The organism is Bradyrhizobium sp. SZCCHNR1043 (assembly GCF_032489675.1).
Taxonomy (GTDB): domain Bacteria; phylum Pseudomonadota; class Alphaproteobacteria; order Rhizobiales; family Xanthobacteraceae; genus Bradyrhizobium.
Window position 1 is genome coordinate 247,490 of record NZ_JAUEYN010000007.1, and the last position, 15,647, is coordinate 263,136.

Sequence of the window (15,647 nt, forward strand, 5' to 3'; positions counted from 1 at the left end):
ACAGATTATATGGGAGCGCGGGGGGCATCGACAACCCGGGCGAAAACCAGCACGCTGACCTCGGCCGCCTTGGCGCGCAGCAGAGCGCGGGCGCAGGCATCCACCGTCGCGCCGGTGGTCAGCACGTCGTCGACGATGACGATGCGGCGCCCCTGCACGTCATGCAGGCAGTCTGAAGATACCTGGAATGCGCCCTGCACATTGCTGGCGCGCTGGGCGCGCGACAGCCCGACCTGCTGCTCGGTCGCCCGCACGCGGCGCAGCGCATCGCCGTGCATTCGGACGCCGCTGGACCGGGCGATCACCCGCGCCAGCGCGCCGGACTGGTTGTAGCGGCGGCTGAAGCCGCGCCGCCAGTGCAGCGGCACGGGCACCACGAGGTCGGCTTCGGCCAGCAGCTCGCGGCCGGCGCGAGCCATCCAGCGGCCCATGATCGGCGCCAGATCGGTGCGGTCCTGATATTTCAGCTGATGCACCAGGGTGCGCGCGACCTCGTCATAGCGCACGGCGGCGCGCGCCCGGGCATAGGCCGGCGGCGCCGCGATCGCCTCCATCGACAGCAGCTCGGGGCCGGGATCGTAGACGAAGGGGATGCCGAGCTTCGGGCAATACGGCCGCTCGATGAACGACAATTTGCCCCAGCAGGCCGCGCAGACGCCCTCGCCGTCGACCGGCTCGCGGCAGGCGATGCACAGCGTCGGCAGCGCGACGTCGAGCGCGAGCTTCGCGACATGCGCGAGACCGCCGTGCAGCGCGCCTACGGCTGCACGAAGTCGTCCGACGCCGATTGGAGCAAACGTCACACCCATGTATTGAGGCTAGCGCCGCAACCCACGCTGCTCAAGCGGTGCATTGCCCGGCCGCGAGGATCGGCGTAACCAGCCCCAATGATCCAGTCCGTCACCACTCCCGTTCTGTTCGATCGCAGCCTGCTCGCGCTCAGGCAGCGGCGGGCTGCGGCAGCGCCGGAGACCTTCCTGTTGGAGCGCGTTGCGGAGGACATCGAGGATCGGCTTGCGGCAGTGAACCGGTCCTTCACCGCGGCTGCCGACGTCTGGACGCCGGCCGCGGGCTTGAAGCCGTATCTTTCGGGACGCCTCTCGCAGCTCGCACATATCGCTGCGCCCGAAACGGCGGATGAGCGGCTGCCGCTGGCCGCGCAATCGCTCGATCTCGCGCTGTCGGCGCTGGCCTTTCAATTCGTCAACGATCTGCCCGGACTGCTGGTGCAGATTCGCCGGGCCTTGCACCCCGATGGTCTGCTGCTGGCGGCCATGATCGGCGGCGATACGCTGACCGAGCTCCGGCAATCCTTCGCCGCCGCCGAGGCAGAGTGCGAGGGCGGCGTATCACCGCGCGTCGCGCCGTTCGCCGATCTGCGCGACGTCGGCGGTCTGCTGCAGCGTGCAGGCTTCGCGCTACCCGTCACCGACGTCGACCGCGTCGTGGTCCGCTATGCCAGCGCGTTCGGCCTGATGCAGGATCTCCGCCGCATGGGCGCGACCAACAGCCTGGTCGAGCGCCGTCGCACGCCGACGCGCCGCGCCACCCTGCTCCGCATGGCCGAGATCTATGCCGAGCGCTTCGCCGATCCCGACGGCCGCATCCGCGCCACCTTCGATATCATCTGGCTGTCAGGCTGGGCCCCGCATGAGAGCCAGCAGAAGCCGCTGAAGCCGGGTTCGGCGACGGCGAGCCTCGAGGCGGCAGTGAAGCGGAGCCCTCGCGCGGGAGCGGATGAATAGCCACTCTCGTCATCGCCGGGCTTGACCCGGCGATCCATCCCTCTTGAAGAGTCCGAAATGTAGATGGATGCGCGGGTCAGGCCCGCGCATGACGCGTGAGCGTGAGGCTATCGCCGCGGCTCACATCAACAAGTCGATCAGATGCGGCAGCAGCGGGATGTCCGCGGGCGGCATCGGGTAGTCGCGCAGCTTGTTGGGCCGCACCCAGGCCAGTTGCTGGCCCTCGCGCGCGGTCACCAGGCCTTCCCAGCGCCGGCAGATGTAGAGCGGCATCAGCAGATGGAACGTCTCATAGGCGTGGCTGGCGAAGGTCAGCGGCGCGAGGCAGGCTTCGCGCACGGTGATGCCGAGCTCCTCGTCGAGCTCGCGGATCAGGCTGGCTTCCGGGCGCTCGCCGGGCTCGAGCTTGCCGCCGGGAAATTCCCAGAGGCCCGCGAGCGCCTTGCCGGGCGGCCGCTGCGCCAGCAGCACGCGATTGTCGGCGTCGACGAGCGCGCAGGCGACCACGAGCGTGAGTTTCAGGTCGGGCATGGTCCGATCGGGTTTCGAGAGGGATGGGCCGGTCCGAGAACCAGGCGCGCCTGTTGAGGGAGTTTTAACCTAGGCCGTTTTGAGCCCCGTTTCCACGGTTGAAATAAGCCAACCTTAATGGCCGCCCGCGTATTTTCACGGGTGAACGCCGTGACCCCCTCATGGCTCGTTAGGCATCATTCATGCGAATTGTATCCAGCCTGCTTGCCCGCCTTCGCCGCGACGTCAGCGGCAACGTCGCGGTGACGTTCGCCATCGTCTGCGTTCCGCTGATCACGGCGGTCGGCTGCGGCGTCGACTACAGCCGCGCCAACCAGATGCGCGCCAAGCTGCAGGCGGCGGTCGACGCCGCGTCGGTCGGCGCGGTGTCCCGGACGGCGCCGGCCTTCATCGCCGCGGGCGCGATGACCTCGGACGGGGTGATCGCCGCCGGCAATGACGACGCGGCGAAGATCTTCAACGGCAACATGTCCGGCACATCGGGCTATACGCTGACCAGCCTGACGCCGGAGGTGAAGAAGGCCGGCTCGGTGCTGAGCGCCACCGTGTCGTTCTCGGCCACCGTGCCCATGATGTTCATGAACATCGTCGGGTTCAAGACCATGACCCTGAACGGCTCGTCGACGGCGAAGGCCTCGATGCCGCGATACATCGATTTCTACCTGCTGCTCGACAATTCGCCGTCGATGGGCGTGGCGGCGACGCCGGCGGACGTGACCAAGATGGTCAATGCGACTTCGGACAAATGCGCCTTCGCCTGCCACGACTACAACGACTCCAACAACTACTATAATCTCGCCAAGACGCTCGGCGTGACCACCCGGATCGACGTGCTGCGCAGCGCCACCCAGCAGCTGATGGACACGGCGCAGCAGACGCAGACCTATACGAACCAGTTCCGCATGGCGATCTACGATTTCGGCGCGGCGTCGAAGACGATCGGATTGCGGGCGCTGTTCTCGCTGTCGTCGAGCCTGTCCAGCGCCAAGAGCGCCGCAGGCAACATCGACCTGATGGGCGTCTACGGCAACAACGACTCCTACACGGCCGACAAGGATACGCCGTTCACCACGGTGTTCCCCGCCATCAACAACGAGATCTCGACGCCGGGCGACGGCACCACCGGCTCGCCGTTGAAATACCTGTTCTTCGTCTCCGATGGCGTCGCGGACGAGAGCAACGCCGCCTGCCTGAAGCCAAAGGCCAGCGGCAACCGCTGCCAGTCGCCGATCAATCCGGCGCTCTGCACCACGCTCAAGAACCGCGGCATCAAGATCGCGGTGCTCTACACCACCTATCTGCAGCTGCCGACCAACAGCTGGTACATGAGCTGGATCGATCCCTTCAACAAGGGGCCGTTCGGCCCGTCGCCGAACAGCGAGATCGCGCAGAAGATGCAGGCTTGCGCCTCGGACGGGTTCTATTTCGAGGTGTCGCCGACGCAGGGCATCGCGGAGGCGATGAAGGCGCTGTTCCAGAAGGCGGTCGCCGACGCACGGATCGCGAGCTGATCGACTCGGCCCCCGGAAGCGCGCCGGCATCTGCGCGCTTCCTGGCCGCGGTCGGTTGCGGAATCAGGACCGGTAGTCGCCGTTGATCGCGACATACTCCTTGGTCAGGTCGCAGGTCAGCACGCGGTCGCGGCCCTTGCCGAGGCCGAGCGCCACCTTGATCTGCACCTTCTGCGCCTTCATCGCCTCGGAGACTTCCGTCTCGTCATAGGACGGATCGCGCGCGCCCTTCGATGCGACGCGGATGCCGTTGAAGGAGATCGAGAGCTTGTCGCGGTCGGCCGGCTCGCCGGCCTTGCCGACGGCCATCACGACGCGGCCCCAATTGGCGTCCTCGCCGGCGATCGCGGTCTTGACCAGCGGCGAGTTGGCGATCGACATCGCGATCTTGCGCGCCGACGGCTTGCTCTTGGCGCCCTCGACGATGATCTCGACCAGCTTGCGGGCGCCCTCGCCGTCGCGCGCGACCTGCTCGGCGAGGTCGGCCAGCACGGCATTGAACGCCTTCACGAACGCTTTCGCGCGCGGATCGCTGGCGCGGCTGATCTTCGGTGCGCCCTTCGCCGCGGCGGTCCCGGTGGCGAAGGCGAGCAGCGTGTCGGATGTCGAGGTGTCGCCGTCGATCGTCACCGCGTTGAAGGTGTCCTCGACGCCGGCCTTGAGCAGGGCCTGCAGCGCGGGTGCCGAAATCGGCGCATCGGTGAAGATGAACGACAGCATCGTCGCCATGTCGGGCGCGATCATGCCGGCGCCCTTGGCCATGCCGTTGATCGTCACCTTGGCCTTGCCGAGCTTGACGGTCGCGGTCGCGACCTTCGGGAAGGTGTCGGTGGTCATGATGGCGCGCGCTGCGCCCATCCAGTCCTCAGGCGCCGCGGTGCCGGCCAACCCTTCGAGCACGCCGTCGAACTTGGTCGCATCCAGCGGCTCGCCGATCACGCCGGTCGAGGCGAGGAAGATCTCGTCCTGCTTGCAGCCGACCGCCTTGGCGGCGATCGCCGCCGTCAGCGCCGTCGACTGCTTGCCTGTCTTGCCGGTGAAGGCGTTGGCGTTGCCGGAGTTGACCACCAGGGCGCGCGCCTTGCCGCCCTTCAGCTTGGCCCGGCACCATTCGACCGGCGCCGACGGGCATTTCGACAGCGTGAACACGCCGGCGACGGCGGTGCCGGGATCGAGCAGCGCCAGCAGCACGTCGGTGCGGTTCTTGTAGCGGATGCCGGCCGCCGCGGTCGCGAGCTTGACGCCCGCAACGGCGGGCATGTCGGGGACATCGGTGGGGGCGAGCGGGGAGACGGCTGAGGACATCGAGGGCTTCCGGCAGAGGATGAGCGGGAAGCGCTCTGTATCATCTCGGTCGTCGTTGTGGGAGTGGATGTCACTGCACCCACTGCTGTCATCCCGGCGAACGCCGGGATCCATAACCACAGGGTCCAGTTGGGAGCCCCGGTATCGGCCACGTGCCTGTTTCAAACATCACGCGGTATGGGTCCCGGCTTTCGCCGGGACGACACCATTTATGACGCGACCATGTCGCGCCTCAAGCCAAGTAGCCGAGCCGCTTACTTCTTCGCCGGCTCGGCCGGCTTCGCCTCCGCCGGCTTGGCGGCGTCGGCGGCCGGCTTGTCCAGGCGCTCGATCTTGGCGGCCTCGCGCAGCTTGCCGACATAGTCGGCCTGGGCCTTGCGGGTGACGTAGGTCTCGATCTGGCTCTTGACCTGGTCGAACTCCGGCGGCTTGCGGCTGCGCTTTTCCTCGACCTTGATCACGTGCCAGCCGAACTGGGTCTTCACCGGGTCCGAGATCTTGCCCGGCTCCATCGCGAAGGCGACGTTGGCGAACTCCGGCACCATCTGCTCCTTGGTGAAGAAGCCGAGGTCGCCGCCGTCCGAGGCGCCGGGGTCCTTGGACTTCTTCTTGGCGAGTTCTGCGAAATCGGCGCCCTTGGCGAGCTCGGCCTTGACGGCCTTGGCCTCGTCCTCGGTCTCGACCAGGATGTGGCGGGCGTGCACCTCCTGCTCGCCGCCGATCTGCTTGGCGGCCTCCTCGTAGACCTTCTTCATCGCGTCCGGCGTGGTCGCGGCCTTGCCCTCGCTGGCAAGCAGGCTGTCCATCAGCAGCCGGTTGCGGGTGAAGGCGAGGCGCTTCTTGAACTCCTCGCTGTCGGCGACCTTCTTGTCCTCGGCCGCCTTGGCGACCAGCTTCATGTCGATCAGGAACGACAGCACGTTCTCGTCCTTGGTCGCCGGATCCATCTGCGCGAGGCTCTGTCCGAGCTCCTCCTCGGCGAGCGTCACGTCGCTCTTGCGGATCTCGGCGCCGTTCACCTTGGCCAGCACCGGGTTGGCATCGTCGGCGGCGCGTGCGGGCGCGGCAAGCAGGGACAACGCGAGACTTCCGGCGAGAGCGGTGGCAAGGCCGAGGCGCAGGCCGGTTTTCGTAACCGGGAACGACGTGGTCATGGAAAATCCTTGTTGAGAAGAGGGGGCTCGAGGGGGGAGGCCTCAGGGCGGCCGGGACACTCGCCCAATCGCCGTGCCTTGGCAACGCGAAAAGTCTGTCAATTTCGTGAAATCGGCGACAGGTGGGCGGCGACGGCCCGGCTGTCGGGCGCCGTTGACAACGTTCCCCCCCAGCCATATCTCTCCCCGGTCGCTTCAAGGGCGATAGCGCTTATTTTGCTGCGTTTTTGGCCGTTGAACCCTGGTTTGCCTGTCTCCCACTCATCTGGCGGACGCCGCCCGGCGCCGAAGGTCGAGGCTGGCGCGGGTGCTGCGGTGCATCACGTCGGGAACAGCAAACCCAAACCATGAGTTGCGGCTGCAACGCAGACCCATAGAGGCAGGATTTCAGCAATGATCGGCGCGCTCGCCCGTAAGCTATTCGGCTCCGCCAACGACCGTCGCGTCAAGGGCTATCAGTCCCGTGTCAACGCCATCAATGCGCTGGAGCCGGAGCTCGCAAACCTGACCGACGAGCAGCTCAAGGCGCGCACCGAGGAGTTCAAGAAGCAGCTCGCCGACGGCAAGACGCTCGACGACATCCTGGTCCCGGCCTTCGCCACCGTCCGCGAGGCCTCCAAGCGCACCCTCGGCCAGCGTCATTTCGACGTCCAGCTGATCGGCGGCATGGTGCTTCACGAGGGCGACATCGCCGAGATGAAGACCGGCGAAGGCAAGACGCTGGTGGCGACGCTCGCGGTCTACCTGAACGCGCTGGCCGGCAAGGGCGTCCACGTCGTGACGGTGAACGACTACCTTGCCCGCCGCGACGCCGGCTGGATGAGCCAGATCTACGGCTTCCTCGGCCTGACCACAGGCGTGATCGTGCACGGCCTCGACGATGCCGAGCGCAAGGCGGCCTATGCCTGCGACATCACCTACGGCACCAACAACGAATACGGCTTCGACTATCTGCGCGACAACATGAAGTACCGCCTGGAGGACATGGTCCAGCGCGGACACTTCTTCGCGATCGTCGACGAGGTGGACTCCATCCTGATCGATGAAGCGCGCACGCCGCTGATCATCTCCGGCCCGCTCGACGACCGCTCGGAGTTCTACAACACCATCGACACCTTCGTGCCGAAGCTCGACAAGACCGACTACGAGGTCGACGAGAAGCAGCGCACGGTGACGCTCACCGAAGCCGGCATGGAGAAGATCGAGACCCTGCTGCGCGATGCCGGCCAGCTCAAGGGCGAGTCGCTCTACGACGTCGAGAACGTCTCCGTCGTCCACCACATCAACCAGGCGCTGCGCGCTCACACGCTGTTCACCCGCGACAAGGACTACATCGTCCGCGACGGCGAGGTCGTGATCATCGACGAATTCACCGGCCGCATGATGCCGGGCCGGCGCTATTCCGAAGGCCTGCACCAGGCGCTCGAGGCCAAGGAGCACCAGCCGGTGCAGCCCGAGAACCAGACGCTGGCCTCGATCACCTTCCAGAACTACTTCCGCATGTATGCCAAGCTCGCCGGCATGACCGGCACGGCCGCGACCGAGGCCGACGAGCTGTTCGACATCTACAAGCTCGAAGTGCTGGAGATCCCGACCAATTTGCCGGTCGCCCGTCTCGACGAGGACGACGAGGTCTACCGCACCCAGCAGGAGAAATACGCCGCGATCCTGGCCGAGATCGAGCGGGCGAACTCCCGGTTGCAGCCGGTGCTGGTCGGCACCGCCTCGATCGAGAAGTCGGAGGTGCTCGCCGCCTATCTCAAGCAGCACGGCTACAAGCAGATCGATTTCGGCAGCGAGCGGGCGCTCGACAAGCTCTATGCGGCGGCCCGCGCCGGCAAGCCGGCAAAGCTGTTCGCGGTGCTGAATGCGCGCTTCCACGAGCAGGAAGCCTATATCGTGGCCGAAGCCGGCGTGCCCGGCGCGATCACGATCGCGACCAACATGGCCGGCCGCGGCACCGACATCAAGCTCGGCGGCTCGCTCGAGATGCGCCTGCAGCAGGAGACCGCCGGGATCACCGACGAGGCCGAGAAGGCCGCCAAGATCGAGCAGATCAAGGCCGACATCGCCCGCTTCCGCGAGATCGTGCTGAAGGCCGAGGAGACGGTCGAGATCGAGCCCGCCAAGGGCTCCAAGCCGGCCAAGACCGTGACCAAGCCCGGCGGCCTCTACATCATCGGCTCCGAGCGGCATGAATCGCGCCGCATCGACAACCAGCTGCGCGGTCGTTCCGGCCGTCAGGGCGATCCCGGCCGCTCGAAGTTCTTCCTGTCGCTGGAAGACGATCTGATGCGCATCTTCGGCTCCGACCGGCTCGACAGCATGCTGACCCGGCTCGGCCTCAAGGAAGGCGAGGCCATCATCCACCCCTGGATCAACAAGGCGCTGGAGAAGGCGCAGCAGAAGGTCGAGGCGCGCAACTTCGACATCCGCAAGAACCTCCTGAAGTTCGACAACGTCCAGAACGACCAGCGCAAGGTGATCTTCGACCAGCGCGTCGAGCTGATGCAGGACGAGAGCGTGGTCGAGACGATCACCGACATGCGTCACGCCTTCATCGACGACCTCGTCGCCAAGCACGTGCCCGAGCATGCCTATGCCGAGCAGTGGGACGTCGCCGGCCTGAAGGAGGAGCTGAAGCGTGTGCTCGACATCGACCTGCCGGTCGACGAATGGGCGAAGGAAGAGGGCATCGCCGACGAGGAGCTGCTCAAGCGCATCGAGACCCATGCCGACGAGCGCATGGCCGCCAAGGTCGCGCAATGGGGCCCCGACGTGATGCGCTACGTCGAGAAGACCATCCTGCTGCAGACGCTCGACCACCTCTGGCGCGAGCACCTGGTGATGCTCGACCATCTGCGCCAGGTCATCGGCCTGCGAGGCTATGGTCAGCGCGATCCGCTGCAGGAGTACAAGTCGGAAGCCTTCACGCTGTTCGAGGCCATGATCGCGCATCTGCGCGAGGCGGTCACCGCGCAACTGATGCGCGTCGAGATCGTGCCGCCGGAGGAGCAGCAGCCGGTGCTGCCGCCGATGCAGGCGCATCACGTCGATCCGAACACTGGCGAAGACGAACTGGCCTTCGCCAACGTCTCCGTGGTGCCGTCCTCCGGCGTCGCTCCGGTCCCGGCCGATGCGCGCAACCCGAACGACCCCACCACCTGGGGCAAGATCGGCCGCAACGAGGACTGCCCCTGCGGCTCGGGGAAGAAGTACAAGCACTGCCACGGCAGGTACGCTTAAGCGCGGACTGAGGCCGTCTCTCCATCGTCATTGCGAGCGCAAGCGAAGCAATTTCAGAGTCTCGAAATCAGCTCTGGATTGCTTAGCTGCGCTCGCGTTGACGAATAATTCGTTCTGGGTTGGAGCGGATGTCGAAACCTGCCTAAGGAATGCGTCATAAGCCCCTGTGAAGGGCCACGAGTAGCGATGCGGCAGCAACCATCAGCGAGATTATTGAAGTAAGAGCTGCGATCCTGAGGGCGGAAGCTTGTTGGGTCTGCTGAGCTGCCTTCTCTGAAACCAAACGAAGAAGAGCGAATAGATCTTCGGTATTGAGCGGGGGGCGTTCCTGCTCTTCGTCAGTAACGACGAATCGAGAATGTCTCAAATGAAGTGAGTAGAGCGGTTCTCCATGATCTCGCGACACGCCTCTCGACTCTCGAAAGAGCCCTTTGAAGGTCCTTAACACGCCGCGCACCGCATCGACATTCTCTATCGATAGATCTTTCGCAATGCCTTTCGGTTGGCGAGCTGGCCACTTGTTCACTGCAAGATGGGTGACTACCGCCATTAAAATTTCGTAGTTCGCCGCGTAGTCGGGTCGTTGCATGATCCGTCAACTCACCAAAAAAGCTTACAGAGCCCTCCGCCGAATATTGGCGGAGGGAGTCCGATCGCTGGAATACTGTGCAGTGGGGTCCTGCAGAGCTTGACTTGCCGGCCAACCGTTGGGTCCCAATCGATGCTGCGATCTACACTGCCCAACTCATAAACTCTAACTCTGCCAGCAACAAGTCATGGAAGGTCAACAGTCGCGCTGCTGCGTCGCGTGCTTGCTCGTGGCATCAGCTGAGTTCGGATCAGGCGGCCTTCACCACCTCAACGCGCGCGCCTTCCGCAATCGTCCGCGGCGCCGCGTTCAACTGCTCGATGGCGAATCCCGCGGCCTTCTTGTAACCGGCCATGAACGCCTCGCGCTCGGCCGGTGGGATGACGTCGTCGATGTTCGTGAACGTCCCGCCGCAGCGCTCGTCGACCAGGTTGAGCAGACCGAACGGGCCGGCGCCACGGTTGCGCAGGATGACTTGTGAGATCGGGCCGCACAGTCTCTCGTCGTACGCGGCGAGCGCAGCCGGCGTGACGCCGTGCGCGAGCAGGCAGGCGCCGAGCACGCGGGCGTCGACGATGGCCTGGCTGGCGCCGTTGGAGCCGGTCGGATACATCGCATGCGCGGCGTCGCCCATCAGCGCCACCGGGCCGTCGACCCAGGTCGGTACTGGATCGCGGTCGATCATCGGGTTCTCATAGGCGCCGTCGGCGCCGGCGATCAGCGCGGGCACGTCGAGCCAGTCATAGGTCCAGCCGGCAAAATGATGCGCGAACTCCGTCACCGGTACCTGGCGGAACCAGCCAGTCTGCTTCCAGCCCTCGGTGTTGTCCATCGTCACTTCCGCGATCCAGTTGATCAGCGCCAGCCCCGTCTTCGGGTCGGGATGCGAGATCGGATAGACCACGACGCGGTGGCGATGGGTGCCGAGGCCGACGAAGGACGATCCCGTGCGCATCGGCTTCGCCCAGGTCACGCCGCGCCACATCACGGCGCCGCCCCAATGGATCGGCGGCTGCGAGGGGTGCATCTGCGCGCGCACGGCCGAGTGGATGCCGTCGGCGCCGATCAGCAGCCGCCCGCGCGTCTCGATGCGCGATCCATCGGCATGCTCGATGCGGGCCGTTACCGATCCGTCCGAGTTCTTCTCGTAGCCCGCAACGCGGCTGCCGAGCCGCACGTTTCCAGCGCCGGCGCGTTCCACCAGCCGGCTGTACAGCAGCATGTGCAGCTTGCCGCGATGCACGGCATATTGCGGCCAGTCGTAGCCGGCGAGCAGGCCGCGCGGTTCGGAATAGATGTCGTTGCCGTTCAGCCCGACCAGCGCCCATTCGCGCGCGGGAACGCCGACCTGGTCGAGATCGCCGGCCGAGATGCCGAGGTCGTACAATTCCCGCACCGCGTTGGGCTGCAGGTTGATGCCGACCCCGAGCGGCCGCATCTCGCGCACGCTCTCATGGACGACGCAGGGCACGCCGATCTGCTGCAACGTGAGCGCGGTCGCGAGGCCGCCGATGCCGCCGCCGGCGATGATGACAGGAAGGTCGGTCATGGGCATGGTCCGTCGCACGTGAACTCGAAGGCAGAACGCGAAAGGAGGGGCAAAGGGATGCAGGCACGGCGCTGCTGCGCGTGCGGATCGCCTCCCTTCGATCCGTCCTTGGCCAGCGTTGTCGGCTGGTCCGATGGTGAAAGGCCTAGTTCAGATGCCCGGCGGAGACAAGGGGAATGGGCATTCCGCGCGGCCGTGGTAGGCTGGTGCCATGCACCGTCCCACCCTGTTCCTCACCGCGGCTCTGTTGCTGCTCGGGCTTGCGAGCCCTGCCATGGCCTTTGACATCGAGGCCCATCGCGGCGGGCGCGCGCTGTATCCGGAGAACACGCTGCAGGCCTTCAAGATGTCCCTGGCCTTTCATGTCGACACGCTCGAGCTCGACGTCGGCGTCACGAAGGACGGCGTGCTGGTGGTCTCGCATGAGCGACGGCTCAATCCCGATCTCGCCCGCGCCCCCGATGGCAACTACGTTGCGCCGCCGGGGCCGCTGCTGATCGATCTGTCGCTTGCGGAGGTGCAGTCCTACGACGTCGGCCAGATCCGTCCCGGCAGCGACTACGCCAGGCAGTTTCCGGAGCAGCAGGTGATCTCCGGGGACGTCCCGCCGCCGCGCATTCCGACCCTGAAGCAGGTCATCGATCTCGTCAGGGGCTCGGGCAAGGATCGTGTGCGCCTCAACATCGAGACCAAGCTCGATCCAGCGCTCCCGAATGAAGCGCCGGACCCCGATCGGTTCGTATCCCTGCTGCTCGGCCTGATCGAGGCCGAGCACTTCACCGACCGGGTCATGATCCAGTCGTTCGACTGGCGCACCTTGCAACTGGTGCAGCAGCGCGCGCCAAGGATCTCCACCGTCTATCTGTCACGGCAAAGCGGCAAGACGCCCACGGTGTCGCCGACCGAGGCGACGCGCTGGACCGCGGGCTTCAACCCCGCCGATCACGGCGGCTCGCTGCCGCGGACGATTCACGCGGCCGGCGGCAAGGTGTGGTCGCCCTTTTTTACCGATGTCACGCCGGAGGTGATTGCCGAGGCGCATGCGCTTGGCCTGGAGGTTGTGGTCTGGACGGTCAATAGGCCCGCGGACATGGCGCAACTGATCGATGACGGCGTCGACGGCATCATCTCCGACCGGCCGGATGTGCTGCGCAAGGTTGCCGCCGACAAGGGGGTAGCAAATCCAACGGGTGAGCTGCGGATGCAACCGACGAAGCCAAAGGCGCATCCGGAGTAGCGAGCCGAGAGCTCTCACGCGTCGGGGTGAGGCGCCGCCGCCTGGGGGATACTTTGTCGTCCGACCTTTCGTCACTCCCCCTGACTGCACGTTCGATGCATCCGGACACCCAAGCACCGTTCGGGTCAGCCTGGTCAAGCCACCAGCCGTTTGGTCATGAACAGGCTGAGCGGATCGAGTCGGTAGATCCCGAACGGCCCGCAATCCTGATAGCCGGAGCTGCGATAGAGCTGGATCGCCTGCGGCTGTCTGATGCCCACTTCGAGGCTCACGCGGCCAAGCCCGCGACCTTGGGCCTCGTCTTCCAATGTCACGAGGAGCCTGCGTCCGAGCCCACAGCCGCGGGCGGTTTCGCGGACGAACAATCGCTTGATCTCGGCATGTCCTGGACCGATGAGCCGAAGGGCGATCGATCCGAGCAGCGTCCCGTCACGACGGGCGGCAAAAAATGCGGCTCCGGGCACCGAGAGCGCGTGGGCATCGACGGGATGATTGCTTTCAGCAGGGTATAGCGTCCGCAGATAGGCATTGGCCTCCGCGATGAGGTCGGCCACATCAGCCTGTCTGGCATCTTCGATCGCGATGGTGATGTCGGTTGGGTTCATCGTCTCCGGCCTGGCAAACGTGACGAAGCGCGTCAGCATCGTGCCAGAGCACCACCGTCCCGATCAAATGCCGAGACGGCTGTCTCACGCCGAATCGCGGCTCACCCCATCACCACCTCGTGCCGGATCACGAACGGCGCCAGCAAGGTGTGCACCTCGTTCTCGACCGCCTCGCGGGTCTCCGCAGGCACGTTGCGCAACGTCACCGTCGCGATGCTGCCGTGGCTGCCGTGCGGGCCGACCTTCACACTGCAATCGATGCCGCGGTCGGTGACCTGCGACAGCACCTTGGTGAACACGCGCGTCGCGGCGTCCCAGCGCAATTGCGGCTTGAACACCTTGCCGACGCCCGTGACCGGCATCGGGTCGATCGGGATGATCTGCACCGGCACCGCGGCGCGCTCGGGCGTGCGGGCGCGCACCCAGTCCTCCAGCTCGCCCGGCTGCACGGCAGCCCCCGGCTTGAGCTGGACGTAGCCGATCGGCAGCTCGCCGGCATAGGCGTCGGGTTGGCCGACCACGGCGGCGAAGCCGACCGAGGGATGCTGAAACAAAATCTCCTCGATCGGCGCCGGATCGATGTTGTGGCCGCCGCGGATCACGAGGTCCTTGGCGCGGCCGGTGATCCAGAGGAAGCCGTCGGCATCGAGCCGGCCGAGATCGCCGGAGTTCACCCAATGGCCGTCGATGAACGCGCCCTTGTTGTGGGCGTCGTCGAGATAGCCTGAGAACACGCCGGGCCCGGCCATGATGACGACGCCGATCTCATCCGCCGCGCAGTCGCGCTCGTAGCGCCCGTCGGCATCGAGCTTGACGATGCGCACCTGCGCATAGGGCAGCGGCAGGCCGACCGAGCCGAGCCGGATCGGCTGGTCCGGATAGGCCATGGTGTGCACGCTCGCAGTCTCGGTCATGCCATAGACTTCGATCACCGGCAGCTTCAGCTTGTCCATGATCGCCTGCCCCACGGCGACCGGAATCGCCGAGCCGCCGCCGGCGGCATAGCGCAGGCTGGAGATGTCGGCCGCGCCTTGCGGCACCGCCAGCGTCGCCGCCAGCACCGTCGGCACGCTCGACAGCGTCTCCGGCTTGAAGCGCTCGACCAGGCCCCAGATGTTGCGCACCGCATTCGGATTGCGCCAGCCGGCACCGGAGAGCACGACGAGGCTGCCGCCCGCGGAGAGGGTCTGCAGCGCCTGCGTCAGTGATCCCCCGACATGGAATAGCGGCATGCCGAACAGCAGCGTCCCGCCGGGCTTGGCTTTCAGGACCAGGTTGATGCCCCAGGCCTGGTAGACTTGGTTGCCGTGGCTGTGCCGCACCAGCTTCGGCGTGCCGGTGGTGCCGCCGGTGTGGAAATAGGCCGCGGTATCGCTGGCCTTGATCTGCCGGCCGCTGACCAGGTGATCGCCCGGCTGCGGCTTGATCAGGTCGTTGAAGGCGTGGATGCCGTTCGCCGGATCACCGCCGCCGCCATGCACCTGCACGATCGCCTTGAGGTGTTTGAGGCTGCCTCGGACCTTCTCGACCTTCTGCCAGATGTCGGTGCCGGGCAGGGGGCCCAGCGCCACCAGCACCTTGGTCTTGGCGGCATCGAGAATCTCGGCGATCTGGTGCGGCTCCAGCAGCGGATTGACCGGGTTGGCGATGCCGGCGGCTTCGGCGCCGAACAGCGTGACGAAGGCGTCGGGCACCAAGGGCAGCATGAAGCTGACGACGTCGTCGGGGCCGACGCCGAGCGCATGAAACATGTTGGCGGCCTGGGTGACCCTGGCGATGAAGTCGCGATAGGAGATCACGACCGGCGTATCGGCCGGATCGGCATTTTGCAGAAACTGGATCGCCGGCGCGTCGGGGTTGACCGAGGCGCCGCATTTGAGCGCCTCGTAGGTGCTCTGCGCGGCGATCCGTTCATTGTACGGCATCTGTTCGAAAGCGCGGATGTCAGCCGTGCTGGCGAATGTCGGATACTCGCTGCCGATGGCGCGATCGAGCAGATGAATGCCCATGGCCTGTCCTCCCTGTGTCGTGTCCTCGTCCGGCATGGCCGGGGATCGCGCGCGGGCTCTGTGGCCCGTTCGTCGCGATCGTCAGAGGACAGGATGAGGGAGGATTCGTCTTGCGTCTATCCCGGCGTTGCCGGGCCTGCCGCCACATTGCCGCAGGCGGGATGCG

12 protein-coding genes are annotated in these 15,647 nt (G+C 66.0%); 4 read left to right on the forward strand and 8 right to left on the reverse strand.

All coding sequences use genetic code 11. The features are described 5' to 3' along the window. Positions 1–5: 5 nt before the first annotated feature. Entirely contained in the window at positions 6–809 is an 804-nt protein-coding gene (locus QX039_RS14520; RefSeq protein ID WP_315773183.1) for a ComF family protein, read from the reverse strand. 78 nt (positions 810–887) lie between these two features. Between QX039_RS14520 and QX039_RS14525 the strand changes: the two genes are divergently transcribed. Beyond that, entirely contained in the window at positions 888–1,745 is an 858-nt protein-coding gene (locus QX039_RS14525; RefSeq protein WP_315773184.1) for a methyltransferase domain-containing protein, read from the forward strand. Between the two features lie 120 nt (positions 1,746–1,865). On the opposite strand, the gene QX039_RS14530 is transcribed toward QX039_RS14525, so the two are convergent. Next, entirely contained in the window at positions 1,866–2,276 is a 411-nt protein-coding gene (locus QX039_RS14530; protein ID WP_315735232.1) for a (deoxy)nucleoside triphosphate pyrophosphohydrolase, read from the reverse strand. A gap of 182 nt (positions 2,277–2,458) precedes the next feature. On the opposite strand from QX039_RS14530, the gene QX039_RS14535 reads away from it, so the two are divergent. Next, positions 2,459–3,787, forward strand: a complete 1,329-nt coding sequence (locus tag QX039_RS14535; protein WP_315773186.1) for a TadE/TadG family type IV pilus assembly protein — start codon at positions 2,459–2,461, stop codon at positions 3,785–3,787. A 63-nt stretch (positions 3,788–3,850) separates the two neighbouring features. On the opposite strand, the gene argJ is transcribed toward QX039_RS14535, so the two are convergent. Both argJ and QX039_RS14545 read right to left on the reverse strand, forming a co-directional pair. Next, a complete protein-coding gene (gene argJ / locus QX039_RS14540) occupies positions 3,851–5,092 on the reverse strand; it encodes a bifunctional glutamate N-acetyltransferase/amino-acid acetyltransferase ArgJ (protein ID WP_315773188.1) in 1,242 nt (413 codons plus the stop codon). A 254-nt stretch (positions 5,093–5,346) separates the two neighbouring features. Further along, positions 5,347–6,246, reverse strand: a complete 900-nt coding sequence (locus tag QX039_RS14545) for a peptidylprolyl isomerase (protein WP_315773190.1) — start codon at positions 6,244–6,246, stop codon at positions 5,347–5,349. Positions 6,247–6,639: 393 nt separating this feature from the next. Here QX039_RS14545 and secA point away from each other — a divergent pair, with 393 nt between their 5' ends. Continuing rightward, positions 6,640–9,492, forward strand: a complete 2,853-nt coding sequence (secA, locus tag QX039_RS14550) for a preprotein translocase subunit SecA (RefSeq protein WP_315773192.1) — start codon at positions 6,640–6,642, stop codon at positions 9,490–9,492. 154 nt (positions 9,493–9,646) lie between these two features. On the opposite strand, the gene QX039_RS14555 is transcribed toward secA, so the two are convergent. Beyond that, positions 9,647–10,081: a hypothetical protein gene (locus QX039_RS14555; RefSeq protein WP_315773193.1), complete on the reverse strand. Its 435-nt coding sequence runs from the start codon at positions 10,079–10,081 to the stop codon at positions 9,647–9,649. A gap of 250 nt (positions 10,082–10,331) precedes the next feature. Next, positions 10,332–11,630 carry a flavin-dependent oxidoreductase gene (locus QX039_RS14560; RefSeq protein WP_315773195.1) on the reverse strand — a complete coding sequence of 433 codons (1,299 nt, stop codon included), beginning with the start codon at positions 11,628–11,630 and terminating at the stop codon, positions 10,332–10,334. Positions 11,631–11,841: 211 nt separating this feature from the next. Here QX039_RS14560 and QX039_RS14565 point away from each other — a divergent pair, with 211 nt between their 5' ends. Beyond that, positions 11,842–12,867: a glycerophosphodiester phosphodiesterase gene (locus QX039_RS14565; protein ID WP_315735220.1), complete on the forward strand. Its 1,026-nt coding sequence runs from the start codon at positions 11,842–11,844 to the stop codon at positions 12,865–12,867. A 134-nt stretch (positions 12,868–13,001) separates the two neighbouring features. On the opposite strand, the gene QX039_RS14570 is transcribed toward QX039_RS14565, so the two are convergent. Both QX039_RS14570 and QX039_RS14575 read right to left on the reverse strand, forming a co-directional pair. Continuing rightward, positions 13,002–13,511 (reverse strand): GNAT family N-acetyltransferase, encoded by a 510-nt coding sequence (locus QX039_RS14570; protein WP_315735218.1) that lies wholly within the window; start codon positions 13,509–13,511, stop codon positions 13,002–13,004. A gap of 62 nt (positions 13,512–13,573) precedes the next feature. Further along, positions 13,574–15,481 carry an acyl-CoA synthetase gene (locus tag QX039_RS14575; protein ID WP_315773196.1) on the reverse strand — a complete coding sequence of 636 codons (1,908 nt, stop codon included), beginning with the start codon at positions 15,479–15,481 and terminating at the stop codon, positions 13,574–13,576. Positions 15,482–15,647 lie beyond the last annotated feature (166 nt).

What these genes read in the sequence shown, in the direction of transcription:
- QX039_RS14520 (WP_315773183.1), bottom strand. Translation starts at nt 809, where the DNA reads ATGGGTGTGACGTTTGCTCCAATCGGCGTCGGACGACTTCGTGCAGCC.
- QX039_RS14525 (WP_315773184.1), top strand. Translation starts at nt 888, where the DNA reads ATGATCCAGTCCGTCACCACTCCCGTTCTGTTCGATCGCAGCCTGCTC.
- QX039_RS14530 (WP_315735232.1), bottom strand. Translation starts at nt 2,276, where the DNA reads ATGCCCGACCTGAAACTCACGCTCGTGGTCGCCTGCGCGCTCGTCGAC.
- QX039_RS14535 (WP_315773186.1), top strand. Translation starts at nt 2,459, where the DNA reads ATGCGAATTGTATCCAGCCTGCTTGCCCGCCTTCGCCGCGACGTCAGC.
- argJ (WP_315773188.1), bottom strand. Translation starts at nt 5,092, where the DNA reads ATGTCCTCAGCCGTCTCCCCGCTCGCCCCCACCGATGTCCCCGACATG.
- QX039_RS14545 (WP_315773190.1), bottom strand. Translation starts at nt 6,246, where the DNA reads ATGACCACGTCGTTCCCGGTTACGAAAACCGGCCTGCGCCTCGGCCTT.
- secA (WP_315773192.1), top strand. Translation starts at nt 6,640, where the DNA reads ATGATCGGCGCGCTCGCCCGTAAGCTATTCGGCTCCGCCAACGACCGT.
- QX039_RS14555 (WP_315773193.1), bottom strand. Translation starts at nt 10,081, where the DNA reads ATGCAACGACCCGACTACGCGGCGAACTACGAAATTTTAATGGCGGTA.
- QX039_RS14560 (WP_315773195.1), bottom strand. Translation starts at nt 11,630, where the DNA reads ATGACCGACCTTCCTGTCATCATCGCCGGCGGCGGCATCGGCGGCCTC.
- QX039_RS14565 (WP_315735220.1), top strand. Translation starts at nt 11,842, where the DNA reads ATGCACCGTCCCACCCTGTTCCTCACCGCGGCTCTGTTGCTGCTCGGG.
- QX039_RS14570 (WP_315735218.1), bottom strand. Translation starts at nt 13,511, where the DNA reads ATGCTGACGCGCTTCGTCACGTTTGCCAGGCCGGAGACGATGAACCCA.
- QX039_RS14575 (WP_315773196.1), bottom strand. Translation starts at nt 15,481, where the DNA reads ATGGGCATTCATCTGCTCGATCGCGCCATCGGCAGCGAGTATCCGACA.